Origin of the sequence: Stappia sp. TSB10GB4 (assembly GCF_900185745.1) — a bacterium.
Taxonomy (GTDB): domain Bacteria; phylum Pseudomonadota; class Alphaproteobacteria; order Rhizobiales; family Stappiaceae; genus Stappia.
The window spans coordinates 90,995-116,621 of the sequence record NZ_FYAV01000044.1 but is presented as its reverse complement, the minus strand read 5'-3'; the positions used below and the strand labels follow the sequence as shown (position 1 = coordinate 116,621).

At 66.3% G+C, this 25,627-nt stretch carries 24 protein-coding genes; 8 read left to right on the top strand and 16 right to left on the bottom strand.

What is annotated here, in order from left to right; all coding sequences use genetic code 11:
- Positions 1-20 precede the first annotated feature (20 nt).
- The 4 genes from TSB10GB4_RS09925 (at position 21) to TSB10GB4_RS09910 (ending at position 4,045) form a co-directional block, all read left to right on the top strand.
- Positions 21-1,145, top strand: coding sequence for a cupin domain-containing protein (locus TSB10GB4_RS09925; protein WP_186386051.1), 1,125 nt, complete (start codon positions 21-23; stop codon positions 1,143-1,145).
- Between the two features lie 14 nt (positions 1,146-1,159).
- Positions 1,160-2,071 (top strand): fumarylacetoacetate hydrolase family protein, encoded by a 912-nt coding sequence (locus TSB10GB4_RS09920; RefSeq protein WP_186395615.1) that lies wholly within the window; start codon positions 1,160-1,162, stop codon positions 2,069-2,071.
- A gap of 187 nt (positions 2,072-2,258) precedes the next feature.
- On the top strand, positions 2,259-3,290 hold the full coding sequence (locus tag TSB10GB4_RS09915; RefSeq protein ID WP_186395614.1) for a carbon-nitrogen hydrolase family protein: 1,032 nt from the start codon (positions 2,259-2,261) through the stop codon (positions 3,288-3,290).
- Positions 3,287-4,045, top strand: a complete 759-nt coding sequence (locus TSB10GB4_RS09910) for an Asp/Glu racemase (RefSeq protein ID WP_305849840.1) — start codon at positions 3,287-3,289, stop codon at positions 4,043-4,045. Before TSB10GB4_RS09915 ends, TSB10GB4_RS09910 begins: the two co-directional genes overlap by 4 nt.
- Before the next feature lie 130 nt (positions 4,046-4,175).
- On the opposite strand, the gene TSB10GB4_RS09905 is transcribed toward TSB10GB4_RS09910, so the two are convergent.
- From TSB10GB4_RS09905 to TSB10GB4_RS09855, 11 genes are all read right to left on the bottom strand, one after another.
- Positions 4,176-4,601: a MarR family winged helix-turn-helix transcriptional regulator gene (locus tag TSB10GB4_RS09905; RefSeq protein ID WP_186395613.1), complete on the bottom strand. Its 426-nt coding sequence runs from the start codon at positions 4,599-4,601 to the stop codon at positions 4,176-4,178.
- A 78-nt stretch (positions 4,602-4,679) separates the two neighbouring features.
- On the bottom strand, positions 4,680-5,138 hold the full coding sequence (locus TSB10GB4_RS09900; RefSeq protein WP_244570875.1) for a nucleoside deaminase: 459 nt from the start codon (positions 5,136-5,138) through the stop codon (positions 4,680-4,682).
- A 55-nt stretch (positions 5,139-5,193) separates the two neighbouring features.
- A complete protein-coding gene (locus TSB10GB4_RS09895; RefSeq protein WP_186395611.1) occupies positions 5,194-5,568 on the bottom strand; it encodes a multidrug efflux SMR transporter in 375 nt (124 codons plus the stop codon).
- A gap of 54 nt (positions 5,569-5,622) precedes the next feature.
- Entirely contained in the window at positions 5,623-5,943 is a 321-nt protein-coding gene (locus tag TSB10GB4_RS09890) for a multidrug efflux SMR transporter (RefSeq protein ID WP_186386056.1), read from the bottom strand.
- A gap of 2 nt (positions 5,944-5,945) precedes the next feature.
- On the bottom strand, positions 5,946-6,581 hold the full coding sequence (locus TSB10GB4_RS09885; RefSeq protein WP_186395610.1) for a DsbA family protein: 636 nt from the start codon (positions 6,579-6,581) through the stop codon (positions 5,946-5,948).
- A gap of 574 nt (positions 6,582-7,155) precedes the next feature.
- Positions 7,156-8,550: a gephyrin-like molybdotransferase Glp gene (gene glp / locus TSB10GB4_RS09880; protein ID WP_244570874.1), complete on the bottom strand. Its 1,395-nt coding sequence runs from the start codon at positions 8,548-8,550 to the stop codon at positions 7,156-7,158.
- Positions 8,469-10,934: an arsenate reductase (azurin) large subunit gene (locus tag TSB10GB4_RS09875; RefSeq protein ID WP_186386059.1), complete on the bottom strand. Its 2,466-nt coding sequence runs from the start codon at positions 10,932-10,934 to the stop codon at positions 8,469-8,471. Before TSB10GB4_RS09875 ends, glp begins: the two co-directional genes overlap by 82 nt.
- Positions 10,935-10,948: 14 nt before the next feature.
- Positions 10,949-11,467 (bottom strand): arsenate reductase (azurin) small subunit, encoded by a 519-nt coding sequence (locus TSB10GB4_RS09870; protein WP_186395609.1) that lies wholly within the window; start codon positions 11,465-11,467, stop codon positions 10,949-10,951.
- Positions 11,468-11,629: 162 nt separating this feature from the next.
- Positions 11,630-12,877, bottom strand: coding sequence for a sigma-54 dependent transcriptional regulator (locus tag TSB10GB4_RS09865; protein WP_186395684.1), 1,248 nt, complete (start codon positions 12,875-12,877; stop codon positions 11,630-11,632).
- Positions 12,864-14,294, bottom strand: a complete 1,431-nt coding sequence (locus TSB10GB4_RS09860) for an ATP-binding protein (RefSeq protein ID WP_186395608.1) — start codon at positions 14,292-14,294, stop codon at positions 12,864-12,866. The genes TSB10GB4_RS09865 and TSB10GB4_RS09860 overlap by 14 nt, the downstream gene beginning before the upstream one ends.
- Before the next feature lie 3 nt (positions 14,295-14,297).
- On the bottom strand, positions 14,298-15,146 hold the full coding sequence (locus TSB10GB4_RS09855) for a PhnD/SsuA/transferrin family substrate-binding protein (protein ID WP_186395607.1): 849 nt from the start codon (positions 15,144-15,146) through the stop codon (positions 14,298-14,300).
- 560 nt (positions 15,147-15,706) lie between these two features.
- On the opposite strand from TSB10GB4_RS09855, the gene TSB10GB4_RS09850 reads away from it, so the two are divergent.
- The 4 genes from TSB10GB4_RS09850 (at position 15,707) to TSB10GB4_RS09835 (ending at position 20,572) form a co-directional block, all read left to right on the top strand.
- Entirely contained in the window at positions 15,707-16,612 is a 906-nt protein-coding gene (locus TSB10GB4_RS09850) for a Tat pathway signal protein (RefSeq protein WP_371328885.1), read from the top strand.
- Between the two features lie 237 nt (positions 16,613-16,849).
- Complete coding sequence (locus tag TSB10GB4_RS09845) at positions 16,850-17,053, top strand: hypothetical protein (protein ID WP_186386064.1); 204 nt, start codon at positions 16,850-16,852, stop codon at positions 17,051-17,053.
- A 68-nt stretch (positions 17,054-17,121) separates the two neighbouring features.
- A complete protein-coding gene (locus TSB10GB4_RS09840) occupies positions 17,122-18,396 on the top strand; it encodes an ATP-grasp domain-containing protein (protein WP_186386065.1) in 1,275 nt (424 codons plus the stop codon).
- A gap of 13 nt (positions 18,397-18,409) precedes the next feature.
- Positions 18,410-20,572, top strand: coding sequence for a hypothetical protein (locus TSB10GB4_RS09835; protein ID WP_186395605.1), 2,163 nt, complete (start codon positions 18,410-18,412; stop codon positions 20,570-20,572).
- A gap of 11 nt (positions 20,573-20,583) precedes the next feature.
- On the opposite strand, the gene TSB10GB4_RS09830 is transcribed toward TSB10GB4_RS09835, so the two are convergent.
- The 5 genes from TSB10GB4_RS09830 to TSB10GB4_RS09810 form a co-directional block, all read right to left on the bottom strand.
- On the bottom strand, positions 20,584-20,814 hold the full coding sequence (locus TSB10GB4_RS09830) for a hypothetical protein (protein WP_208984636.1): 231 nt from the start codon (positions 20,812-20,814) through the stop codon (positions 20,584-20,586).
- A gap of 294 nt (positions 20,815-21,108) precedes the next feature.
- Complete coding sequence (locus TSB10GB4_RS09825; protein ID WP_208984634.1) at positions 21,109-22,011, bottom strand: alpha/beta fold hydrolase; 903 nt, start codon at positions 22,009-22,011, stop codon at positions 21,109-21,111.
- 8 nt (positions 22,012-22,019) lie between these two features.
- A complete protein-coding gene (locus TSB10GB4_RS09820; protein WP_186395603.1) occupies positions 22,020-23,762 on the bottom strand; it encodes an alpha/beta fold hydrolase in 1,743 nt (580 codons plus the stop codon).
- Positions 23,755-24,534 carry a GNAT family N-acetyltransferase gene (locus TSB10GB4_RS09815; RefSeq protein WP_208984625.1) on the bottom strand — a complete coding sequence of 260 codons (780 nt, stop codon included), beginning with the start codon at positions 24,532-24,534 and terminating at the stop codon, positions 23,755-23,757. The genes TSB10GB4_RS09820 and TSB10GB4_RS09815 overlap by 8 nt, the downstream gene beginning before the upstream one ends.
- Complete coding sequence (locus TSB10GB4_RS09810; protein WP_186395601.1) at positions 24,527-25,627, bottom strand: M14 family metallopeptidase; 1,101 nt, start codon at positions 25,625-25,627, stop codon at positions 24,527-24,529. Before TSB10GB4_RS09810 ends, TSB10GB4_RS09815 begins: the two co-directional genes overlap by 8 nt.

Below are 25,627 nucleotides of genomic sequence, written 5' to 3'. Positions count from 1 at the left end.
CAGCACAACAGGAGACCCTTATGACCAAGGCAAGGGAGAACTATCGCGAGGATGTTGCCGGGCGCGCCAATGTGGAGGACACGCCCGAACTCCTGGCCTATTACAACGATCTGGAGCGTCTCGACGCCGGCGCCCTGTGGACCGTTGCCAACAAGATCGAGCCGTGGCAGCCGAAATCCGCGTCGGTTCCCGTCCTGTGGCGCTACCGCGACCTGCGCGACCACGTGCTGCGCTCCGTCGACCTGGTCACGCCCGAGAAGGCCGGCCGCCGGGTGATCTATCTGAACAATCCGGGCCGCCAGGATGTCGCCGCCGCCGTCGGCTGGCTCTATTCCGGCCTGCAGGTCATGCATCCGGGCGAGACTGCCTCGGCGCATGCGCATTCCGCCTCCGCGCTGCGTTTCATCATGGAAGGGGCGGGCGCCTACACGATCGTCGACGGTCACAAGATGACGCTTGGCGCCAACGACTTCGTGCTCACCCCCAACGGCACCTGGCACGAGCATGGCGTTGCCGAGGACGGTGCCCCCTGCATCTGGCAGGACGGGCTCGACATCCCGCTCGTCAATGCGCTGGAAGCGAATTTCTACGCCGTGCATGAGGATCTGCGGCAGGTCGTCGGCTATCCGGTCAACGATTCCACGGCGATCTGGGCCAATCCCGGCCTCCAGCCGGTCGGCACCGACTGGGGCAAGCCCTATTCGCCGCTGTTGAAGTTCGAGTGGGGCCCGACCTACGAGGCGCTGCAGCGCTATTCCAGGGTGACGGACGGATCGCCCTATGACGGCGTCCTGATGAACTATGTCAATCCGCTGACCGGCGGTCCGGTGATGCAGACCATCGGCGCCTCGATGCAGTTGCTGCGGCCGGGCGAGCGCACGAAGGCGCACCGCCACACCGGCAGCTTCATCTACCAGGTCGCCAAGGGGAAGGGCTATTCGATCATCGATGGGAAGCGTTTCGACTGGCAGGAGCGGGATATCTTCTGCGTTCCGTCCTGGGCCTGGCATGAGCATGGCAACGCCTCGGAGAGCGAGGACGCCTGCCTCTTCACCTTCAACGACCTGCCGGTGATGCAGTCGCTCGGCCTCTATCGCGAAGAGGCCTTTGGCGACAATGACGGCCAGCAGCCGCTTGTAGCCTGAGGAGCGCCGATCCCATGCGTCTTGTCACGTATCGCAGCAGCATCGAGGCGGAGGCCCGCCTCGGTGTCCTTGACGGAAATCTGGTGATCGATGTCGAGAGGATCGGCCTGCGGGCCGGTTTGCCTCTGCCGTCGAAAATGCTCGACTTCATCGACCTTGGCCCGGTGGCGGTTTCGGACCTGCGGTCAATCATCGAGGACAGCCGGACAGGGTTCCGAACCGGCGTCACGCTGCCGCTGGGCAATGTCAGGCTGCTGGCGCCGATCCCGCGACCCCGCAAGAACATCTTCGGAATCGGGCTCAACTATGTCGAGCATGTCGCCGAATCGGCGCGCACGCTCGACACCTCGAAGGACCTGCCGAAGCAGCCGATCCTCTTCTCCAAGCCGCCGACGACGGTTATCGGGCCCGGTGAGGCGGTGCAGCACGACGCAAGGATCACCCAGCAACTGGACTGGGAGGTGGAACTGGCGGTGGTGATGGGGCGGACGGCCAGCCGTGTGTCCGAGGACGAAGCGCTCGCCCATGTCTTCGGCTACAGCGTGATGATCGACATCAGTGCTCGCGACAATCGCCGGGCAGGCCAATGGATCTATTCCAAGGGCCAGGACACGTATGCCCCCTTCGGCCCGTGCATCGTCACGGCCGACGAGATCGGCGATCCCCATGTGCTGGATCTGTGGCTGACGGTCAACGGCGAGACGAAGCAGAAGTCCAACACGCGCCACATGCTGTTCAAGGTGCCGGCATTGATCGCCGACATCAGCGCGGCGATTGCACTGGAACCCGGCGACATCATCGCGTCGGGAACGCCGGATGGCGTGGGCGCCGGCCGGGATCCGCAGGAATGGCTATGGCCCGGCGATGTCATCGAGGCCGGCGTCGAGGGTATCGGCACGCTGCGCCACCCGGTCGTCGCGATCTGATCCAGACAGGACGGGCAAGTCGTCAAAACGGTACGGCTTGCCGCCGCGGGCCGCGCTTCCATGGTCCGTGACACGTCAATGCCGGCGGGGTGTCGTCGACGACGGTGTCCTGTCGGCGGCAAGTGCGCGCGGCCCCGCTAGACCCGTCGCGGCCTGACGCGACCCCATCTCACCCGGAGGGAGTGGCATGCTCGATCTGCCCAAATTCAAGGCTGCCGCAGTCCAGGCGGCTCCCGTCTTCCTCGATACCGAAGCGACCGTGGCGAAGGTCTGCGGCCTGATCCGGGAGGCGGCCGAGGCCGGCGCCCGGCTCGTCGCCTTCCCCGAGGTCTTCATCGCCGGCTATCCCTACTGGAACTGGATCATGAACCCGGTGGAGGGAAGCCCCTGGTTCGAGCGGCTGGTACGCTCGGCCATCGAGATCCCGGGACCGGAAATCGCCGAGATCGCGCAGGCGGCCGCCCGCCACCGGATCAATGTGGTGGTCGGCGCGAACGAGCGCAGCCGGCACGGCATCGGCACGATCTACAATACCGTCATTACCATTTCGGACGAAGGCCTTGTGCTCGGGCGCCATCGCAAGCTGGTGCCGACATGGGCCGAGAAGCTGACATGGGCTCCGGGCGATGCATCGGCCCTGCGCGTGCATGACACCAGCGTCGGTCCGCTCGGTTGCCTTGCCTGCGGCGAGAACACCAACACGCTGGCGCGCTTCGCGCTGCTTGCCCAGGGCGAGCTGGTGCATGTCGCCAATTACATCTCCCTGCCGGTTGCGCCTCCCGACTACGACATGGCCGAGGCGATCAAGGTGCGCGCGGCCGCGCACAGCTTCGAGGGCAAGGTGTTCACCGTTGTCTCGTGCTCGACCGTCTCGCAGGAGATCATCGATGCGATGGCGGCCTCGCATCCGCAGGCGCGCGACCTGCTTGCGCGGAAAAACAGCGCCTTTTCCGGTGTTCTGGGGCCGGATGGCCGGATGGTCGGCGAGCCGCTGATCGACGAGGAAGGCATCGTCTATGCCGAGATCGACCTGTCCCGCTGCATCCAGCCCCGGCAGATGCACGACATCACCGGCCACTACAACCGGTTCGACATTTTCGACCTGCGGGTGAATCGGCGGCCGCTCCAGCCGGCGCGCTTCGACGACTTTGCAGCGGCGGCGGCCGAGGCATCCCTCGCGGATCCCGCCACAGACACAGGACCGGAGACCGAGAAATGAGTGCCAACCGGATCGTGCGTGTGGGGCAGATCGTCCCCTCCTCGAACACGACGATGGAAACCGAGATCCCGGCGATCTTGCGCGCCCGCGAGGCAAGCCATCCCGAGCGTTTCACCTTTCATTCGAGCCGCATGCGCATGAAGAAGGTGACCAGGGAGGAGCTTGCGGCGATGGACGGCGACAGCGAACGCTGTGCGCTGGAGCTGTCGGACGCGCGCGTCGACGTCCTTGGCTATGCCTGTCTTGTCGCCATCATGAGCATGGGGTTGGGCTATCACCGGGTCTCGGAGGAGCGGCTGCACCGCCGGACCGAGGAGAACGGCGCGCCGGCGCCCGTCGTCACCAGCGCCGGTGCCCTGGTCGACGGGCTGCATGCCATCGGCGCGAAGAAGGTCTCGATCCTGGCGCCCTATATGAAGCCTCTGACCAAGCTGGTCATCGACTATATCGAGAATGAAGGCATCGAGGTCGTCGACAGCATCTCGCTGGAAATCCCGGACAATCTCGAGGTCGGGCGGCAGGATCCGCTGGCGCCGGTGGAGATCACCAAGCGACTGAAAACCGACAGCGTCGATGCCGTCATTGCGTCGGCCTGCGTGCAGATGCCGTCGCTGGCTGCGATCCAGATCATCGAGGATCGCGTCGGCATGCCGGTCATCTCCTCGTCGGTGGCGACCACCTACATGATGCTGAAGCGGCTCGGCCTGAGCACCCGGGTCCCCGGTTATGGCGCGCTGCTGTCGGGGGCCTACTGAGTGACACGTCTGACACAACTGTCCCTCCCAACGAGAGGGCGGGAAAGTCGGCAGTTCGCAAAACGGCTCGGATGCAATGCCGCGCGTTTCTGCGTTCAGGAGAAACCCTCAGGGAAGGCGTCGGTCCGCGTCACGGCGATGGCTTGGCAGCCTTGCGATCGACCGCTTCAAGCAGGGCATCGGCGCCGTTGCGTAGCAGAGCCTCCTCAAGGGTCTTCTCATAGTCCGCCCGAGCGGCCTTGAGACGATCGGCGCCTGGCTTGGTGAGGACTGCGTAGACGCCTCGCTTGTCGTCCGGACACAGATCCCGGACAGCCAAGTCAGCACGGCTCAAGCGTTCGAGCATGCGAGAAACCGAGCTTTGATTGAGACCCAAATGCGCGGCCAATTCCTGCATCCGGAGTTCGCTGTTCGAGGCTCTCGACAGAGCATCCAGTGCTCGGAACTCCGACAATCCGAGACTGTGCTTTGCCTGCAGGACTCTGCTCAGGTCTGCCTCGACGCTGTCCACGATATCGAGCAACTTGTGCCAGGAGATGGATTTCGAATGGGGCATCGCTGCATCTGCATCCTTGGACGGCGAACAGGCGGGCACCTACATGTATGGCCATGCAGATGCCCGCGCAAGGCTCACCTATCTGCCGGCCGCTCGGCGGGAGCCGCGCTGATAGGCCTCGAACGGCGCCAGCCTGTCAGGTACCACCAGTTCGCGGGCACGAGGTGACGCCCACGTCCGAGGATCGGTTTCCAGCAGACGATATGATCCACGGTAGTCAAACCCATGATCAGCCGCCGCGTGTCTGTCGACAGCGTAGTAAATATGCGAGATCCCGGCATAGAGGGCACTGAGATAGCACATAGCGCATGGTTCTCCGGAAGCCAAAAGCGTGGCGCCCTGCAGATGCGGCGTTCTTCCAGATCGGCAGGCATTGCGGATAGCCTCGACTTCAGCGTGGGCTGTTGGATCGTGACACTCGATGACGCGATTGACGCCACGACCGAGTATCTCGCCAGTCTCGCCGACAATCAGGGCGGTGAACGGGATGCCGCCGCTGGCTACGTGCTTGAGGGAGAAAGCCACTGTTTCGGCCATCAGCGGAAGCATGCGAGCGGAGGGGGGCTGGACCATATCGATGTTCTCCTGCCGTTCACGAGCCTGGAGCTTGAAGTTTGGGACTGTCGGCCAGCTTCAACCAAACGACCCCTGCGATGATGACCGCGAGCCAGAGGCTCTGAAACCAGGTGAGAGTCTGGTCGAACACGACGCTGCCGAAAAGGACGGCTCCAATCGAGCCGATCCCTGCCCAGACGGCATAGCCAATGCCCACATCGATCTCTCGCAGGGCCGCACTCAAAAAATACAGGGTAAGAAGAAAGAACACGATGGCGGCCGCGGACCAGCCCAGCCTCGTGAAAGCTGCACTGCCTCCGACGCTTATCGCATAGCCGACCTCGAACAGGCTGGCCAGGAGCAGCATCACCCAGGCGCTTGTGGATTTGCGGGCTTCTTGGACAATTGTCATAGCGTTTGGTTTCCTTTGTGAAGCAAGCCGGTTTCGTTGTTTCAGGTGCAGCGCCTACGCTGCGCCGCTCAAGCGCAGGCCAACAACCCCGCCGATGACCAGCGCGATGCCGAGAGCTTTTTTCCAGCTCAGGGTTTGGCCGAAGAACAACGCGCCCAGAACGACGATCCCGACGCCCGAGATTGAGGTCCACATGGCGTAGCCCACGCCGACGTCGAATGTCAGAAGCGCAAGACTGAGAAAGAGGGTCGCCAAAGCGCCGCTCGCAAGCGTAGCTGCGGTCCAGCCGGGGTGGGTGAAGCCTTTCGCGTTTCCGGCCGAAATTGCGACAGCGATCTCGAAAATGACGGCGATCCCGAGATACAACCAGGGCATGCTTACTCTCCAATGCTGATGAGGGGATGGGACTGTTTGGGGCCGGCGTCGGCTTCGAACTGATCGAGCGCCGCCTCAAGTTGCGCCATGGGCGGAGTCCCTCGGAAGATCTGATCGCCGACGACAATGGTGGGAACCGAGCGGATCCCCATGTCTTCCTTGGCATGGCGCAGCGCTTCGCGGTGACGTGCTCTGTACGTACCGTCCTTCAGCGCAAGACGAGCCGCTTCCGCGTCGATTCCGACGTCCGCAGCCAGCCCCACCAGGACTTGCGGATCACCGATATTGCGGTCTTCCTGGAAAAAGGCCTGCAGAACACGCAAGGAATAGGCGTGATCACGCCCTTGATCCTGCGCCATCGCCAGCAACTCGAATGCCTTGGCTGTCCTCGGCTGCGGGGAGATCGAGGGCAGCTTGATTGGCACCCCAAGCTGCTCAGCGAGCGGATATACCGACCGGGCCCAGATTGAAGGCAGGTAAGGGTCTTCTGGCTTCAGGGTCGGCACTGGCGCCGGCCTCAGTTCGAAGGCGTGCCAGCTCAGGCCAATGTTGCGGCCCGCTGTTGCCCGTGACACGACTTTCTCGGCCAGCAGGCAGAACGGGCACACATAGTCCGAATAGACGACAACGGATTTCATATGCACCTCACTTATCTTGCATGCACATGCATGTAGATTGGAGTGAGGCGCTCGTCAAGGTGCATGTGCATGCATGTAGATGCGTAGAGGCCGTGATTTGCTCGATTACGCCGGCGCCGTCGGGGTATCGCCCAGCGATGAGTCGCGTTCGAAACGAGGTGCGCAGATGGAAGGGCGACTCAGCCGCGGCTAGATCACGTTGGAAAAGCGGGCAGCGTGAAGCGCCCGCGCTCCGGGGGCAGGGCGCCGAGATTCTGGTCACCCGGGTCTGAAGTTCGTCACCTTTGGCGGCCTGCTCTATGTGACCTCCAGATTTAAAAGGAAAACGAGTAAGTCAATGGTTCTATTGTTGTTTTTGACTTTGAAAGACGCTCTGACGGTCGCTGCCAAAGCGAGGCATGATTCAAACTCGCCACACCAGAGGTTGGGCTGTGCGAAAGCGCGCGAAGCGGCGACGGCATCTCCGGCTCCGCACCCTGGGTTGTCACGCCCGGACCTGTGGCGATCTGGGGTCGATCTGGGTCCGACCGGTCTCGCCTCCGATCAGGCGAGCCAGCGCGGACCTCGCCCCCGGTCAAGGGCAGAGCAGCATCACGGGCAAGGGCATGCCGGGGTGGACGGCGTCGACGTCGGGCGGGATCACGGCGATCCCCATCGCCCGGGCCATGGGCGACAAGGCGGCTGACGCGCCCGGGCCCAACCGATCGAGGATCGGGCGTCCCATCGGGTCGCGCTCGGTCCAGACGACCGGCACATATTCCCGTCGCCCTGTCGAGCGGCGATACCGGAACCCTGCGATGGCCGGCAGCCAGTTGTCCGGCTCCTCCAGCAGTCCGGCGACCCGGCGCAGGGCCGGTTGGGCGATCTGGCTGAAGGTGATCGCGGCCGCATAGGGGTTGCCGGGAAGCCCGACATACAGCGCCGCGCCCAGCCGGCCCACGGTCAGCGGCTTGCCGGGGCGGATGGCAACCTTGAGCACGTCCAGTTCCGCCGCTTCGGCGCGCAGCGCGTCGAGGATGTGATCCTCCTCGCCGGCCGACACGCCGCCGGAGGAGATCACGACGTCATGCCCCTGCGCGGCGTCGCGGATCGCGGCGCGGATACAGGCGGGATCGTCCGGCAGAATGCCGAGATCGGACAGTGCAACCCAGGATAGCCCGGCCAGGGTGGCGCGCAGAAGCACGCGGTTGGAATTGTAGATCTGTCCCGGCCCAAGCGCCCGGCCCGGCTCGGCCAGTTCGTTGCCGGTCGACAGAATGGCCACGCGCACCTTGGGCCGAACAGCGACCTCCGCCACGCCGCTGCCTGCCAGAAGGGCAAGGCGGGGCGGGCTCAGGGCTACTCCTGCGTCAAGCGCGGGCGCCCCATGTGCCATATCCTCGCCCTGGCGGCGGATGTTCTGCCCGGCCCGGGGACGCTGCGTCAGCGTCACGCTGTCGCCCACGCGCGAGACCTGTTCCTGGATCACGACGGCATCGGCTTCCAGCGGGATCGGCGCACCGGTGAAGATGCGCGCCGCCGAACCTTGCGGCAGGATCAGCCGGCGGCCGTCGCCGGCGGCAATGCGCGCGGAGACCGGCAGGTGCCAGGGACCATCGCCCGTCAGGTCGGAAAGGCGGATGGCATAGCCGTCCATGGCCGAGTTGTCGAAGGGCGGCAAGGCCAAGACGGCCAGGACCGGCGCCGCCAGCACGCGGCCTGCGGCCTGGTCGAGGTGAAGCGTTTCGGCGCCCGCCACAGGCGTTGCGACCGCAACGGCACGCAGCCGCGCAGCATCGACCGAGAGCGCCGACCCGGGCCTGCCGGCCGAACAGGAAGCTGCCGTTCCCATCTGCACCCCCTGCGCAGGGACCCGCCCCGGCGGCGGGGCGGGTCCGTTGGCTTGAATCAAAGCATGATCTCGTGAGACTTGAACGAGATGTTGCGGGTCTGCGCCGTGGCGTCCGCGATCTTGCGGATCGTGCCCCAACAGTGCTTGTAGTCCGGCAACACCAGTTCGTTGACCCCCGGATTGACCACGTTGCCCTGGCTTCCCGCCGGCGAGCCGAAGACCATCGCCACCGTGTTCCGCTTGAGCGTCGGCATCGGATAGGCCATGCCCTGCGTCACCCCGTTGTCGTTGACGATTTCCAGAAGATCGCCGGGATTAAGGCCCAAGTCCACCATGTCTTCGGGATGCATCTCGACGAAAGGATGTGGGTAGCGGTCCTGGACGAAGTCGTTCTCCTGATCGAGGAACTGGTTCTGCCAGAAGATGTTGGCGCGAACGTTGTTGATCCAGAAGCGGTGCGCGGCCTGTTCGCGCGCCTTGCCGGGCGCCTGCCAGCCGCGCCAGCCGGCGGCGCAGAACAGCGCTTTTCCGTCCTCGCGCCCGTGGCGGGTGAAACGGCCATCGGTGTATAGGCGCGTGGTGCCGATCAGTTGGCCATCTTCATAGCCTATGACCGGCTCCTGCACGCCGTTGTTGCCCATGGCCCGCAGGCGCTCATAGGTCACCTCCGGATTGCCCTGGTGGTAGCCGTCCATGAAGGCGTCTTCTTCGGTTGCCCAGTCGAAACCCTTGAACTGGTCGGCATAGGCCGCGTGTCCCATCTCGCGCAGCACCCGTTCCATGGCTTGCGCGATGCCGGCGGCGATCAGGCAGTCGGGTCTCGAATTGCCGTAGGGGTCCATGTATTTCTCGGACAGCCGCAGGCGCCGCTCGCCGTTCATCGAGGTGAGGTTCATCTCGTTGGCTTCGCAGGCCGGCAGGATCACATGAGCATTCTGGCCGATCTGGCTGTGGATGATGTCCACGTCCACCACGAAGAGCCCGCCGGCGTTCAGCGCCGAGACGATCGCGTCGACCACCTGTTCGCGCGTGCCTCCGGCGGCGGCGTCGATGGCATCCTTCACCATGTCGGATCGGCGCTTGTGCACCCGCTTGAATTCCGAAGCGTTCAGCGTGGTCTTGTAATGGTCGCAGGCCCAGATGTGGTGCACCTTGCCGAGGCCGCGGATGAGGAACTGGTCGACATACTCGGCCGGGCGGCCCACATGTGCGTCGCCGGGACGGTAGTAGCCTTCCTGGTGACCGCCCAGACGGCAGACACCGCCGCCCTCGCGGCCGACATTGCCGGTTGCGAGCGCGATGTTCACCAGCGCACCGATGGTGCGATAGTTGTCGTTGCCCCAGATGATGCCCTTCTCGTAGGCCGTCACGCAATTGCGGCGGCTGCCGTCGTCATGCGGCTTGGCGATCCACTCGGCGGCCTTGGCGATGTCGGCGGCCGGAACGCCGCAGATCTCGGCGGCCTGATCGAGCGAGGTGCGACAGGTCAGCATCGCCGTTTCGAGGCTGCCGAGCGCGGCGGGGTGCGCCGGATCCTCGGGCACCGCCACCCCGTCCTGAAAGGTCGAATTGGCGATGAACTCCTTGTCGGTCCAGCCGTTGTCGACGATATGGGTCAGGATGGCGTTGAACAGCGCCATGTCCGTGCCTTCCCTGATCGCCAGGTGCAGCACGTTCTCGGGGCCTGCGAACTGCTCGGACGAGGCAATCGTCAGAGTGCGGCGCGGATCGACGACGACCATCTTCGCACCGTTCTGCAGACCCTTGACCATGTGGTTGAGGTAGAGGTTGGTCTGCGTTTCCATCGAGTTGGCACCGACGATGAAGATCGTGTCGGTCACCTGATAGTCCTCGTAGGCGTAGTTCAGCTCGTCCACGCCCATGTCGCGGCTGGAATGGACCTCGGAATTGTAGGCCGGCCGGTTGTGGATGCGACAGTTCTTCACCTTCATGCTCTGGAAGTAGAGCTTTCCGGTGCCCCAGGTGTTCTCGTAGCCGCCGGCACTGCCGCCGTGGTCGAACATCGAGACGACCAGATCGTCCTCCGACCCTTGCGCCACCACCCGCGCCGTGACCCGTGCCACCAGGTCGAGCGCATCGTTCCAGCTTGTCGGCTGCCAGGTGCCGTTGCGCCAGACCATCGGGTCGGACAGGCGCTGCTGCTGTGTGCCCATGACCTTCGACGGCCGGTTCTCCGCCATTCGCGCGCCGCGGATCGACCCCAGGCCCGAATTGACCACACAGCCGCTGTCGGGCTTGACCACCAGATGCACGTCGCGACCGTTCTGGCGCACCACGTTGTACATCGACGGCGCGAACCAGGCCTCGGTTTCCATGTGCTGCTGTTCGCTCAGGTCGACGCCGAACTTGTTTTCGCCAGGCGCCGTTCCGCCCTGACGGTTCATCGGCCAGGTGTAGGCCTTGTAGCCGCAGCCGACGATGCAGTAGTGGCAGGTGACGTTGAATTCCTGCGCATCTGCGGGGATGATCGGCAGGCGGTCGATCTGTCTCTTGTAAGCCATCGTTTTCCCTCCCCCTACAGCACGTTCGACAGGCGGCCGTAGATCAGGTCGTCCACGCCGTCGGCATAGATGTCTCCCTTGTCGTCGACGCGCAGCAGGAATTGCGGCAGGTTCTGCGTGGCATGACCCCAGATCTGCTGTCCGCCCGCCTCGCAGTCGAAGCGCGAGTGATGGCCGGGGCAGTTGAGCGTCTTGTCCGTGGCCGAATAGCTCAGCAGCCAGCCCTTGTGCGGACACAGCACCGAGAAGGCCACGATGTCGCCATCCGGTCCGACGCCGCCGTCCACGGCCTGGCCCAGCTTGAGCAGAACGCCAGGGCTGTCCGGATCGGGATAGGCGACATCCAGCGGCGTGTTCACCGCCAGATCGGCGATATTGGCGAGACGGTTTGCCGGGTAATCGACGCGGGCAAGGGCGCGTGCCTTTGCCTGTTCCGGTGTTGCCACCACCGCGGCCACCGCGCCCGCCGTCGCCAGCGCGCCCCCTTTCAGAAACTGTCGACGCCCAACGTCGACCAATCGGTTGCACTTCATTGGCTGGCTCCTCCCAAGCTCTCCAAAGTCGAAATACGGCAACATGCTATTTCGCGGGTCCAGGGCGGACAACGGCGTGCGAGGTCCTGCTGCAGTGCAGCTAAGGACTGAATTTCAAAGAGAAAATTTCGTGTTCGGAAATCCGGACATGCCGCAGTGGGATCACAGGCCGGACAGGCCCAACCTCTGCATCTTTTCCCACAAGGTTGTGCGGGAGATGCGCAACAGCCGCGCCGCCTCGCCGATCTGACCGCCGGTACGGTCGAGGGCGGTGATGATCTGCACCCGCTCGGCAGCCTCGCGCGCCTGCGCAAGCGACAGGAACTCCCCCGGCCCGGCCTGATGCTCCGGGAACAGGTCGGAGGGCTGCAGCAGCGACCCTGTCGCCATGGCGAGCCCCCGCAGCAATCTGGTGCGAAGCTCGCGCCCGCCCCCCGGCCAATCGTGGGTCCGCACGGCCTCTTCGCACAGGGTGCTGATTCCTTCGACCTGGGGTGCCTGGCGAGGGCCGAGCTTGCGGAACAACTGATGCAGAAGCCAGATCGCATCCTGCGGCCGTGTCCCGAGGGGCGGTATCGGAATTTCGTTCTGCGCCAGCCGCAGGAACAGCTCGGCACTGAAGCGACCGTCCTGAATAAGAGCCTCCAGATCGGTGCCGCAGGCCGCGATCAGCCGCGCCTCGCCTCCCTGGTCGAGCCGGTCGAGCAGCCGGGACTGGACCTCGGCGCCCATCCTGCCGACGGCCTGCAGGAACAATGTACCGTCTCGTACGGTGCCGAAGCCGCTCGCCGATCCGAATAGCGCCGCATCCGCATCGGCCTCGCGGACGAGATCGACGGTGACGAACGGCGTGACGCGGCGGTCCGACAGGTCGTGAATGCGCCGCGCGACAAGGTCCTTACCCGTTCCCGGACCGCCGCGGATCAGGACGGGCTGGCCGTTCGCCGCGGCTTTGTCGATCAAAGCCTCGATCTGCCGCGCCGCCGAAGACACCCCCAGCAAGGGTGGGAAGTCGTCGGTCGGCGACGGGCTCTTCCGATTGCCGACAAGCAGCCCAAGCCGCTCGAGGAACACCGACATGTCGAACGGTTTGGTCACGTAGTCCGCGGCACCCGCCTTCATCAGACGAACCGCCTGGCTGATGCCGCCCTGGCCGGTGATGAAGAGAAACGGCGGCGGCGTGCTGGTGCGGGCCAGCGTGGCGAACAGTTCCTCGCCCGACCCGTCCGGCAGAGCGATGTCGCAGACCACCGCGTCGATCGGCGCGTTCGGGGTCCGGATGGCTCCCAGTGCCCGCACCATCTGCTTGAGCCAGAGCACTCTTGCGCCTTCGAGCTCCAGACGCTGCACCAACGAGCCGCCCATGATGGAATCGTCCTCGACGAGAACGATCCGTCTATTCCGCAGCATCGCCAGCCTCCGTCGCGAAGGGCAGTGCGACCGTGATGCAGGTGACGCCCTCGACCCGCGCAAGATCGATCCTCCCGTTCAGTTGCCTGGCGAGGTCGCGCAAGAGGCGCAGGCCCACGCCGCCGCCTTGAGGCACCGGGCCGTCTGCAAGCAGCCGCTCGCGTGCGGCCTGGGACAGTTCGGGGCCGGTGTTGGTGATCTGCAGGACAAGCTCCCGGTTGAGTGGCAACACGGCCAGCCCGACGCGTCCCGCGGTTCCTGCGGCCGTGCAGGCGTTCAGCAGCAGGTTGAGCACGATCTGCCGAACCGGCACCGCGCAAAGGCCGTGCGCCGTCGGCGCGGGCATGTCCACGGACCAGTCGAGCGTAAGCCCCATGCGTGACACTTCGGGCTGGATCAGGAGCTTGAGATCCTCGAAGTCCTCGCGGGTCAACGGCAGGTCCTGACGATCGAGGCGGTTCTGGTCGAGCGTCGCGCGCGTCACATCGCGCAGATGGCGCAGGCCTCGGTCCAGCAGGTCGGCAGCCTTGCGGACCACCTCGGGCCGGTCGGGATAGTTGCGGATCGTATCGGTGGCGTTCAGCAGGCCGCCGAGCGGGTTGTTGATCTCATGCGCAAGCGAAGAGGACAGGCGACCAAGGGCCACGAACCGCTCCCGCTCGGCAAGCCGCCGTTCGGTTTCGGCCTTGGCGGCGACGGCGGCCACCATGGCATTGTAGGTGTGGGCCAGCCGCGCCGTTTCGCCGTCGCCACGTGGGATCTGCGAGACCGGAATGGGGTGGGGCTCGCCCGGCGTCTCGGTCATCTGATAGGCGAGTGTCGCCACCGGGCGCAGCATCCGTCGCAGGACGACAAAGCCTGCCAGCGCCAGCAGGCTGACGATAAGAGCGTTGCCGAGGATCAGGAAGACGAGCGCCTGCCGCCGTTCCGCCTGAAGGTCGGAGACGTCCAGCTCGGTTGCGATCTGGCCGACCATGCGCCCTTGGTAGACCAGCGGTGCCAGCAGGTTGAGAACGGGGGCGGTATCGTCTATCGACAGATGGTCGAGGGCCACCGCATTTCGGACCAGATCTGCGATATCGCTGTCGATGGGCACGCGCCGAGGGTCGGTCGCCGCCAGAACGCGGCCGCGCTCGTCCGCCACGGCGGTCAGAATCATCCTGCGTCCCTCGGCCCCCTTCGAGGCCCGGTCCAGCGTGTCATAGACCTCCCAGACATCCTTCCGCAGAACATGCGACCCCAACGCCACCGTCAGCCCCTCGACATGCATCTGCGCCAGTTCCTGGATCCGTGCGTCCTGCACCCGGGCCAGCGACCGCAGGACCACTTGCGAGGCCTGTGTCCCGGCAAGGATCATCATCGCCGCCGCCAGCAGCGGCAGCTTTATCGACATCGGCAGGGAGGCGAGCTGCTTCATTCGTCACGGTCCCAGATCGCGCATGCGATCGGCAATTCCGTCATAGAGATCGTCGGTCGCCCGCTGAAAACCGTCGAGATGCAGCGCGGCGAGCGCCTGACGGCCGTCGGCCCGCTCGACCAGGCCCAGCAAGGCATCTTGCAGTGCGCGAACCGGCTCGGAGGTCAGATTGTCGCGCCTCGCGCAGACCGGAGGGAAGCCCAGCCATTCCGACCGCGCAACCACCCGCGTTCGTTCGGTCAGCGCCGGCTCGATGACGGCCAGAGCCTCCCAGACATAGCCATCGACGCTCCCCGACCTGACAAGTCCGTCCGCCACGGCCCGCACCACGTTGCGATGACCGAACGTGAAGACCGACCTGCTGAAGAAGGTCTCCACCCGGTCCCCGAGGCGCCGCAGATCGGTTGCGGTGACGAGATAGCCCGAGTTTGAATCCGGATCGGAGAAGGCGTGCAAGCCGCCGCGCAGCTCGCTCAGGCCCGTCGCCGGATCGTCGGCCCCGACGATCAGGTAGGATTGGTATCTCGGGCCGCCGCGCCACACCGGCACGGCGACAAGTTCCAGCGCATCGGCATGTTGCAGATAGGGATAGCCGCAGAGCCAGGCCGCATCGATCGTCCGGTCCAGAAGCAGGCCGGTGACTTCCTGGTAGGTGCGCCGCTGAAACAGTTCGATCTCGCGGTTCATGCCGCTTGCAAGGGCGCGGCGCAGGCCCTCAATCACGACTGCATCGTTATCCAGAAAGACCGGCGTCAATCCCAGACGCAAAACCGGCTGTGCCCGTGCCGGCCTCGCAATCAAGGCAGCCGTTCCTGCGCCGATCAGGAAGCGGCGTGTCATTGGATGGGTCATGATCCCGGCCCCTCCCTTTGGCCAAGATACATAGCGCGCGACCGGATCGGGTGCCTCTACGCTTGTATCGTATTCTTTTTCGCTGTTCCAAAGGCAAAGCAGCGGGAAGCCGTGCCGTGGTTCGCGTGTCCCCCAAAGCGGTCCGCCGAAATGGTGTGCCGAGGACGCCGGCGGTAGGGACGTCTCCTCCCGCGCCAGAGAGGCACGAACTGCCGAAAGCCATGCGACATCCGGATGGATCGAGCAGCGCCTCGCCGACATGAGGTTGATCGGGGTCAAGCCATCCGGTCTTGCATCTGCTATCGTTGGTCGAACGGGAGGCGGGGATGCGCAGAAGGGGCTTTCTTGTCGGGGCGGGTGCGGCGCTTCTCCTTGGTGGCCTGGGGGCCTATGGGTGGCGGTCGGCCGTCGGTTCGCTCTCAGACTATGCCCGTCATGTCGGCGGCCTGCGTGCGCCGCTGCCGGCCGATCCGACCGACAGGGATCTCGTCCGCTACGCGGCGCTTGCCGCCAATGGCCACAACACGCAGCCCTGGCGGTTCCGCCTTGCGGAGGGCGCCATGGATATCCTGCCGGATTTTTCGCGCACCACCCACATCGTCGATCCCGACGACCATCATCTTTTCGTCAGTCTCGGCTGCGCGACCGAAAACCTCGCCATCGCGGCGGCGGCGGCGGGGCGGCCGGGCGAGGCGCGGATTGATCCCGAAGGTTTCGTCCACTTTGCCTATTCGGCGGGTCCGTCGCGATCCGACCCCTTGTTTGCCGCCATCCCTCGGCGGCAGTCGACCCGCAGCGAATATGACGGCCGCGCCATTGCCGCCGCCGATCTCGAGACGCTGCGCAAGGCTGCCGAGGAGCCTGGAGTCCGCCTCGTGCTGCTGACCGAGCGGGCTCGGATTGACCAGGTGCGGGACATCGTCATCGCCGGCAACACGGCCCAGATGCAGGATCCGGCGTTCATGGCGGAGTTGAAACAGTGGCTGCGCTTCAATCCCCGGAGCGCAATCGAAGCGGGCGACGGTCTGTTTGCGGCCGCGAGCGGCAATCCCGTGCTGCCCGACAGCCTCGGGCGACTTGCCTTCGACACGGTCTTCACCGCAGCGGGTGAGGGCGACAAATATGCCCGGCAGATCGACAGTTCGGCCGGCATCGCCGTCTTCCTTGGCGAGCGCGAGGACAAGGCGCACTGGATCGCCGTCGGGCGCGCCTGCCAGCGGTTCGCCCTGGCGGCAACGGCGCTGGGCCTCAAGCACGCTTTCGTCAATCAGCCGGTCGAAGTGGCGCCGCTGCGCTCCGACCTCGCGGCATTGGTGGGGGAGCCGGGGGTGAGGCCTGACATCGTGATGCGGTTCGGCTACGGACGGGACCTGCCGTTCTCGCCCCGCCGTCCGGTGGATGATGTCCTGGTTGCGGCGTCCGACGCCCAGGCTCCCGACGGGACTGCTCCTCGGCGAACCGCGTAGATCCGACCGAAAGCGTCGCCGCTCGCGGCCGATGAGGCACCGCGCTGTCCGGCCCGTTTTCCCGCAAATCGCCCTGCCCTCCCGCAACCCGTTGCCGGCCGAGCGCTTTCCGCTCGGGATCGGTCGAGTGAATTGGTACCAAGATATCAATGTACCTCAATACAACTTTAAGGTATCCTTCCTTGGGTCCCGGCAACCCGGCCGCGACCGGATTTCAAGGAGGAAAAGGAGACCATTATGTCTGCCAAGGTTTCGTCGGCTACCCATGACAAGCTCAAGGCGCATGTCGGCCCGATCCATGACGAGATCGGCAAGCTGACGCTTGAGATCGACCGCATCCGCAGCGAGCGTGCGATCCTTCAGGCCATGGCCGTCACCGAACTGGACGGCATGGGCCTGTCCAGGGACGCGGTCGGCAGCCTCGCCGCCGCCTGCTGGTAAGCTCCGGCGCAGGGCAGCCGCTGCCCTGCGCCCCCGCTGCCCTGCGCCCCCGACAGCGAGCCTTCTCGATGACCAGACATTTCTCAGAAGCGGGTCAGCGTCATATCGTCATTGTCGACCCGGTCGCCCACTTCTTCAACTACATCCCCGCCGCGCGCGACCTGGGCTACGGCGCCATCGTTCTCAGTTCCAATCCTGATGTCTGCCGGGCCGAGGAGGCGGGTCACCGCCGCATGGACGACGCCTATGCCGCGAACAGCGCCCTGACGGCCTTTGTCCCTTACACCGCCGACGATCTCGACTCGGCCCTGTCCGCGCTGGCTCCCTGGCGCGGCGCCATCGCCGGTGTCATCGCCGGCGACGAGGTCACCGTGCCCGCCGCCGCCGCGCTGGGGCGTAGACTCGGCTTCGACTATGCCCCTGCCGAGGATGCCGCCTGCCAGCAGATCAAGTCTCGCATGAAGCAGCGTCTCGTCGCCCGCGGGGTGCCCACGCCCCGCTTCGTCGTGGTCGAAACGCGCGAGGACGCCATCGCCGCCTGGCACGCCTTCGGCGGCGACTGCATGATGAAGATGGTCGACTACGCCATGAGTTACGGCATTTCCCGGGTCCGCTCGCCGGATGAGCTGAGCGAGGCCTGGGACCGCATCGCCGCCCGCCGCGCGGCGCTCGATCATGACTTCGCCACCCAGAGCAGCGTGGTGATGGAGGAATTCGTCTCCGGCCGCGAATTCTCGGTCGAGGGCTACGAGCAGGATGGCCGTATCGAGGTGCTGAACTTCTGCGAGAAGCTCTCGCATGAGAATTTCATGGTGATCGGCCATTACGTCCCGGCCCGCACCAGCGCCGGCGAGGCCGAGGCGCTGCGCCGCATCGCCGCCGACTGCGTCCGCGCTCTCGGCATCCGCAACAGCGTCTTTCATGCCGAGGTGCACATGCGGGGCGATCAGCCCTTCCTGATCGAATGCGCTGCCCGGCCGCCGGGGCAATATTCGGTCGGGGTGATGAAACGGGTCTACGGATTCGAACTGATGCGCATCGCCCTGCAATTGGCCTGCGGTGAAAAGGTCACCGTGCGCGCCTGCCCGCCGCGCAAATGGAGCGCGATCATGGCGCTTTACTCCGACGAGACCGGCATCGTGCGCAGCACCCGGTCGCTGGACGAGTTGCGCGCGCGTCCCGAATGCTACGCGCTGAAATGCAGCGTCAAGGCAGGCGACGCCGTTCTCCGGCTGGAAACCTTCCGCGATGTGCTGGGCCTGGCGCTGCTGGAAGCGCCCGACCCCCAGGCGATCCGGGAGGTCTATGACTGGGCCCGCGCCTCGGTGCGCTTTCCGGTCTGATGGGGGAGGGACCATGGACGCACTGACCCTGCTGCCCTGCCCGGATGGGCCTCGTTTCGCTGCCGCGGTGCGCGCCGCCGCGCTCGCCGGCGATCTGCACAGCATCCCGATCTCGGGCACGGCCCGCGACGCCCGGGCGCTGGCTGCGCTCTATCCCGACCTGCCGATCCGCATCGCGCCCGCCCCCCCGCCGTCCGCCCCTCCATTCGACAGCGCGTCTGGTCTGGCGGTCGATCTGCTGAGCGACCTCTGGCAGATGGGCACGGCCGGAACCCTGGCGGTCGCCGATCCGGGGCCGGACAGCCTGCCCGCGCTGGCCTATGCGGTGCTGACCGGCCGCCGCGTCGTCGCCCTGCCCGCGCCGCTGGACCCCTTCGCCGCCCTGTGCGGCTCGGGCACGGCCTTGATCGCAACCCCGGCCGAGGCACTGGACAAGGCCTTCATCGCCCGCCTGCTCGACTGGCAAACCACCGACCCCGAGGCTCCCGACCGCCTTGGCCTGCTGACCGGACGCGACGCAGCGCAAACCGCACGGATCGTCGCCCGTCTTCTGATCCTGCGCGCCTGCCACGCCGCCGGTCACGTGCTGCCCGCTCCCGCCGACAAGGGACCGGCCGAGTTCCTGCTGATCGGCGCGCATGGCAACGAGATGCATCTCGGCTACGGCGAGGAGGACGTGCTGTGCGGGCGCCGGCACGCCCTGCCGCCGCAGCCGGAGGGGCGTTTCGATTGCGGCCGCGCCTGCCAGATCGAGAACCGCCGCGCCGCGCAGTCGCTCGACGCCAACACCGTCCTGCTCATGAGCTGCGACGGCTTCACCCCCAGCCAGGGGCTTGCGCCGCGGGATTTCTCGGTCCTTTTCGGCCTGCTCGACGGGCGTCCGGCGGCGGTGCTGGCGCCGTTCAAGCACGTGCAGGCCAATGCGCCGCTGCTCATCCTCATCGAGGCGCTGGCGCGCAGCGCCGCGCCGCTGGGCGAAATCGCCCACACCCTCAACCGCATCGGCAACACGGGCATGCTGCCTGATCCGGCCTTCCTGGTGCTGGGCGATCCCGACCTGTGCACTGTGCCGCCGCTGGCGCGGGACACACAAGGGGCCGAGACCACCTCCACCCCGCGCGGCACCGTCCTGCGGATCACCCCCGCGCCGCAGGCGCATGCGGTGACGCTCCCGCTGCCCCGGCCTGCGGGCGACACGCCGCTGGCCGTGCTGCCGATGACCCCGGCCCTGCGCGCGTCCGGCCATTTCTTCGCCCTTGCGCCCACCCCCGGCGAGGGGATCGAGGTGACGGTCTTTCGCGACGGCGCGCTCGACCCCGGTCCGCTGGAGGTTGCCCTGGTGCCGGCCGCGCCGCTCGACAGCCGGGTGCTGGCGACCGGGCGCGGCGCCCTCTCGCGCCTGCGCCTCATTGCCCATGTCTTCGGGTCGTCCCCGGCGATGGACACGGCCGGCAAGGACATCGCCGACCTGATGCATCGGATCGCCGCCTTTCCCCGCCCGATTGAGCAGTTGGACGCACTGCCCCTGGCGCTGGCCGCGCCGGCTCTGATGCAGGCCCGCCTCGACGCGCTGCGCCGCGCCGCGGCGCTGCGGATTGCCGACCATCTGGGCGAGGCACGGGTGTGGATGTCGCAGGACCATGCCGCGCTCTACCCGGATCTGCGCCGGGCCGGGCCCGAGGGCGACGGCCCCTGCCCGCATTGCGGCACGCAGGCCTTTGCCTGGCGCTACCGCGACCCGGTGGCCGAGCATCCCGCGCGTGACGTGACGATCTGCCATCGCTGCGGCATCACCGCGGACCTGCCGCTCGCCGCCGCCTTGCGCGTCTCCATGTCGACCCTGCCGGAAGTACGCGGGTCCGCTCTGGAGGTCTCCGTCCGCATCGACAACACCGGCCCGGAGGCCGCGGCGCTCTCGCTGTTCCTGCAGCTCAACGAATGGCGCAAACTGGGCGTCGGCGGCCTGGCCGAGCCGGTCGAACTGTCGGTTTGGCCTGGCGAAACGCTGCGGCATGGCGTTGCCCTGACCCTGCCGCCGCAGATGCAGGACGATATCGTCTCATTGCAACTGTTCATGGTGGACGCAGGTCTCGGACTGCATTTCCTCAGTCAGAAGACCCTGCTGAACCTGACCGCGCAGCCTGCCCGTCGCCGCGCGGTGGAAGCTGCGGAATGAGGGGTAGGGCCTCATTCCTCCATGGTGTGGGCGTCGTCGGCATTCAGATCCAGATGGTAGACCTCGCGCATGGTGCGGATGAACTGCAAGGTCTCCTCGTTGAAGGCGGGCCGGTTCTCCAGGCTGTGCAGGATCATTCCCTCCAGCAGGTCGCTCAGACTGATCTCCTTGTGATAGGCAAGGGATTTCAGGACCTTGAGGATCCGCTTCTCGATGCGAACGCCCGTCTGAACTCTTTCCACGTGTTTACCCGACCTGGCCGCCATCTCGCACCTCTCTTCCGACCGCATGGTTCTACTGGGTAAAAGAGCACCGGGGCAACGTCAAATCGGGAAAGGCGCAGGCGGGACAACCGCTTGAAGGCGGGAGAGCTTCCGGCGTGTACGCCGCCGTGTCCCATGATGGGTCCTGGATGATCCGAGAGGCATGGCGACCGTCCATACGCACGGGCTGGCGTCGCCTGTCATCGTCCGCGACGATCTCATCTGAGGAGCGGGGAGCCGTCGGGCGATCGCCCTGAAGGTCGGCAGCGGTCCTCAGCCGGGAGCCAGTGTCAGGAAGCGTCGGAACAGGCTGGCGACACGGTCGGGAAACTCCTCATGCGGCAGGTGGCCCGCCTCGGGCAGGATCACCGACCAGCAGTCGCCGAGCCGCGCCTGGATACCCAGGGACTTGTTCACCGGCAGCACCTTGTCGCCGGCGCCCCAGACCGACAGCACCGGCTTGCGCAACTCCGGCAGCCGTGCCTGCAGATCCTTCTCGTGGAACTGTTTCAGCGTCTGCAGAAACGCATCTGCCGCCCCGGGCTCCAGCAACTGGCGATAATAGAAGTCCACCATCGCCTCATCGGGCATATGTGCCGTGTAGGAGGCCCGCATCTTCGACCGGAAGATCCGCGGCCCGATGCCCTCGCGCAGGATGGCGCTGCGCATGGCATGCCGCACCAGGCCGATCCGCGCCGCCCGTTCCACCGAATGGGTGCCCCCGGCGATGCCGACGCTGTTGATCAGCAGCAGCCGGTCCACCAGTTCAGGCGCGTTCAGCGCCAGCACCGTCGCCACCGCCGCGCCAAAGGAACTGCCCGCCACATGCAGCCGCGCCAGACCCAGGGCGGCGCAGAGCTCTGCCACCCTGGCGCTGGTCGCATCCAGGCTGTAGTCGCCGAACGCCTTGCCCGAGTGCCCGAACCCCGGCATGTCGATCGCCAGCACCCGGTGATCCCGCGCCAGGTCAAAGAACAGGTCCTGCCAGGTGGTCATCGATAGCGGAATGCCGTGCAGGAACAGGATCGTCTCCGGTCCATCGCCCGCCAGCGCATAGCGGATCGGCCCGCCCGCCACCGTCTGCAGGCGGGCAAGGGGGCTCATGCGGTCTTCGAAGTCCAGCATGGTGAGGGGAACGGGCCGCGGCTCGTGGCCGGCAAGGGCGTGCGGTTTCATGGTCGTGGTCATTCGCCCGCCCCCGCCAGCGCCGTCCGGGCGAAGACCGCCAGCAAGGCATTGTAGTCGTCCGCCCGCTCCCAGGTCAGGAAATGCCCGGCCTCGGGCAGAATGACCGGAGTGACGCCGCCGAGGGCCGCTGCCAGCGCCCGCGCGTGCTCCGGTCCGACCAGCCGGTCCCCGCCGCCATGGATGATCTGCACCGGGCAGGCGATCCCCGCCGGGTCGGCCAGCGGGACGAAGCGGTTCGCCACCAGCGTCTGGCGGCAGAATGCATCCGCATGCTGCTCGTTCACCCGGTAGAAGGTCTTCAGCTTGTACAGTTCGTCGGCGTTGCGGCTGCGATAACCCGCGCCGAACAGCCAGTCGATGCTGTCGTCGAACACCGCCGCCATGCCCGACTGCCGCGCCAGCCGCCGCCAGCCCTCGGTCGTGTCGAGAATGACCTCGTCCGCCGCCAGATAGGCGGAACACAGGCTGATGCCGGCCACCCGCTCCGGCGCCATCAGCGCTGCCTGCAGGGCGATCAGCCCGCCCAGGGCGCAGCCCGCCAGCACCACGCGGTCGAGATCCAGATGCGCCACCAGTTCCAGCACATCGGCGGCCATCGTCGCGCAGTCAGCACTCTCCGGCAGGGGGGAACTGCGCCCGATGCCGCGATTGTCCAGCGTGATCACCCGGAACTCTCCCGCCAGACGCGACGCCTGCCGGGCCCAGAAGCTGGTGTCGCCCCCCACCGGCCCGATCAGCAGCACGGGTGGCCCCTTGCCCTGGCTGCGGTAGCAGAGCGTGCCGCCGTCGCGCAGTTCCAGCGTCGCGGCGCGCACCTTGCGATAGAAATGGTCGAAGATGTTCACCACCAGCGAGCTTTTGTCGTCGATTCCCTCGATCACGTCGGTCGGGTCATAGGCGGGCATGCCGCCATCGAGATAGACCGCTTCGTGCCGCCAGGTGCAGGGGTCGTATTGCAGCGTGTGGGGAATGACGCGCGGCTTGTGCCGCCCCAGCAGGATCAGCACGATCTCGCTCGCCACCAGCGAGGCCGCGAGCACGCAGGCCGAGGCCAGCGACGGTCCCGATCCTTGCATGAAATCCGTGTTCGAGTTCTGCTTCGAGACGTCGTAGTAGCTGATATGCGCCAGCTTCGGCACGAGGCCGCAGGCATAGCGCAACTGCTTCTCCATCGGCGGCTGCGCGTCGGAAATGCCGCAATAGGCCTCCATCGTCATGCCCGCCGGATCGAAGATCTGCAGGCAGGCGCTGAACCCCACGGGCGAGCCCATCAGGACGTAGAGCCCGCGCGCGCGGGCCGCACGGTGAAAGGTCAGGTGATCGTCGATCCGGTAGAAGTCGATGGCATCGATACAGATATCCACCCCGGCGAACACCGCCTCGGCGATCTCCTCGGTGAAATAGTCGCGGAACAGCGTGACCCGCGCGTCCGGGTTGATGTCGAGGATCGCCTCGCGCAGCACTTCCACCTTGTCGCGTCCGTCGTTCGAGACGGTGGCGCCGAACTGCCGGTTGATATTGGCAAGCTCGAACCTGTCGGGATCGACGATGTGGAACCCGCCCACGCCCATCCGTGCCAGCGTCGACAGGCAGTTGGAGCCGATCCCGCCCGCGCCGACCACCAGCACCGTCGCCCGCGCCAGCGCCGCCTGTTCCGCCTCCGTCAGGATGCCGATGTTGCGCTTGAAGGAGTCGGCATAGACCGATCCGGCGCCCTGAAGTGGATTGCCGTCATGCATTGGCCGCCTCCTTGAGCAGGTGCGAAAACCGCTTGCGGTATCTGCCGACCCGCCCCAGCGCCCCGGCCACCGTCGTGCCCGCCACATTGACGAAGACATCGCCGGCCGGAACATCGAGGATCGTGTCGAACAGCGTGTTGATGCGCGCGTCGGCCACATAGGGCAGGCTGCGATAGAAGAAGTCGCACTCGCCGCGCAGCGTCAGGGTTCGCGCGTCGAGCGGCAGGTGCGGGTCGTATTTTTCCACCACCTGCCGGGCGATCCGCACCACCTCCTCGGGCGGTTGGCCGACGCCGTCCGGATACACCGGAGCGAGGTGCGACATCAGGCTGTAGACCAGCGGGCTTTGCGAGATCGAGGTGAAATAGACCGCGTCCCGCGCCGGCCGTCCCACCAGCGCGTGATCCGCCAGAAGCACGAGGAGCAGCGCCATCAGCCCGGAATTGCGCAGTTCCGGCATGACGTTGACGCTGCACAGGTGCAGCACGTGCACGCCCGCCCGCCCTGACGGCACGGTCGTATCCACCCCGGCGGTGCCGATCAGCATGCCGTTTCGGAAGATCAGCACCATGGCGGAGGCGTTGTAGAACGGCTCGATCTTGAAATGCCGCCGCATGTGGTCGAGGTGGGTCTCGTCCCAGCCCCGCGCGAAGGTTGCCAGCCTGAGCAGGTCCGGTTCCAGTGCCGCCAGTTCCGCCCGATGGCGATCGGTGCGGTCGAGGATGACCAACTCATGCTCGAGAAACGTCATGCGGCGTGCGGTCTCAAACATCGGCGTAGGCCCTTGTGGTGAGGAAATGCAGCGCCCGCGCGATCAAGGTCCCGGCCTCGCGCACATAGGTGCCGCGCCACGCAGCGTCCTGCGGACAGAAGGCGCGCAGCATCTGCGCCCGCGCCCTTGCGACGCAGCGCGCATCATCCGGGAAGTGCACCAGCGCACTGTTGGCCGCGCGCAGCGCCAGCAGCGTCCGCGCCGCCGGCCCGGTGCCCAGTTCGAAGGTGACGCCGCAGGCGCCCTCCAGCCCGAAAGCCGTCTTCAGCCCCCGGATCACATCGCCCCGCGCCGGATACACCGCCTGCTCGCCGGCATGTCCGTCGCTGACCGGCATGCCGAAGATCTCCCGCATGGGCAGCAGCGACGGACCATTGGCGAGCAGGCTCGGCACCTTGTAGTCGCCGATGCCCGAATGCAGGTCGAACAGGATCGTCCGGTCGGGCCGCGAGCCGGCCAAGAGCGGGCCCAGCGCCGCGTTCAGCGCCTGCAGTTCCGGCGCCAGCGCCGCTCCGCCATAGAACACCGCCTGCGGGTCGAAGTACTGCCCGCCCGCCAGCGTCTCCTTGACCTGGCGCATTCCGCCTCGCGCGATCACGCTGGCGACAAAGACCGCGAACCACGCCGCATCGGGCAGGCGCGACAGGGCGCGGCTGCTGAACAGCCGCCCGATGGCGCGGGCCTGCGGCCCGACATCGGCCAGTGCGGCATGGTCCGAAAGGTAATTGCGGTTCAGATCGACATTGTCGGCATTGGTGCGCCGAAACGCGCGGATGCCGCCGGGGTTGATGCCATGCACCAGGATCACCCGCACCGGCCCGTCATGGTCCGCCAGCCGCCGGACCAGCGCCACCTGCGCGGCGCTGCCGCAATGCCCCTCGATCCCGTGCAGCCCGCTCAGCACCACCAGCGTGCAGGCCGCGTCCCCGGGGCCGCACAGCGCCACCCGCAGGCTGTCGCCGCTATCGCCGATCAGGTGATCATGGAGCTCCAGCCCACAGGCGCTGCAGGCCGCGTCGAACATCGCCCGCGCGCCCTCGACGTCTGCGGCATAGAGCCGCGACGCCTCGCCGTCATCGATGGCGGCGGCCAT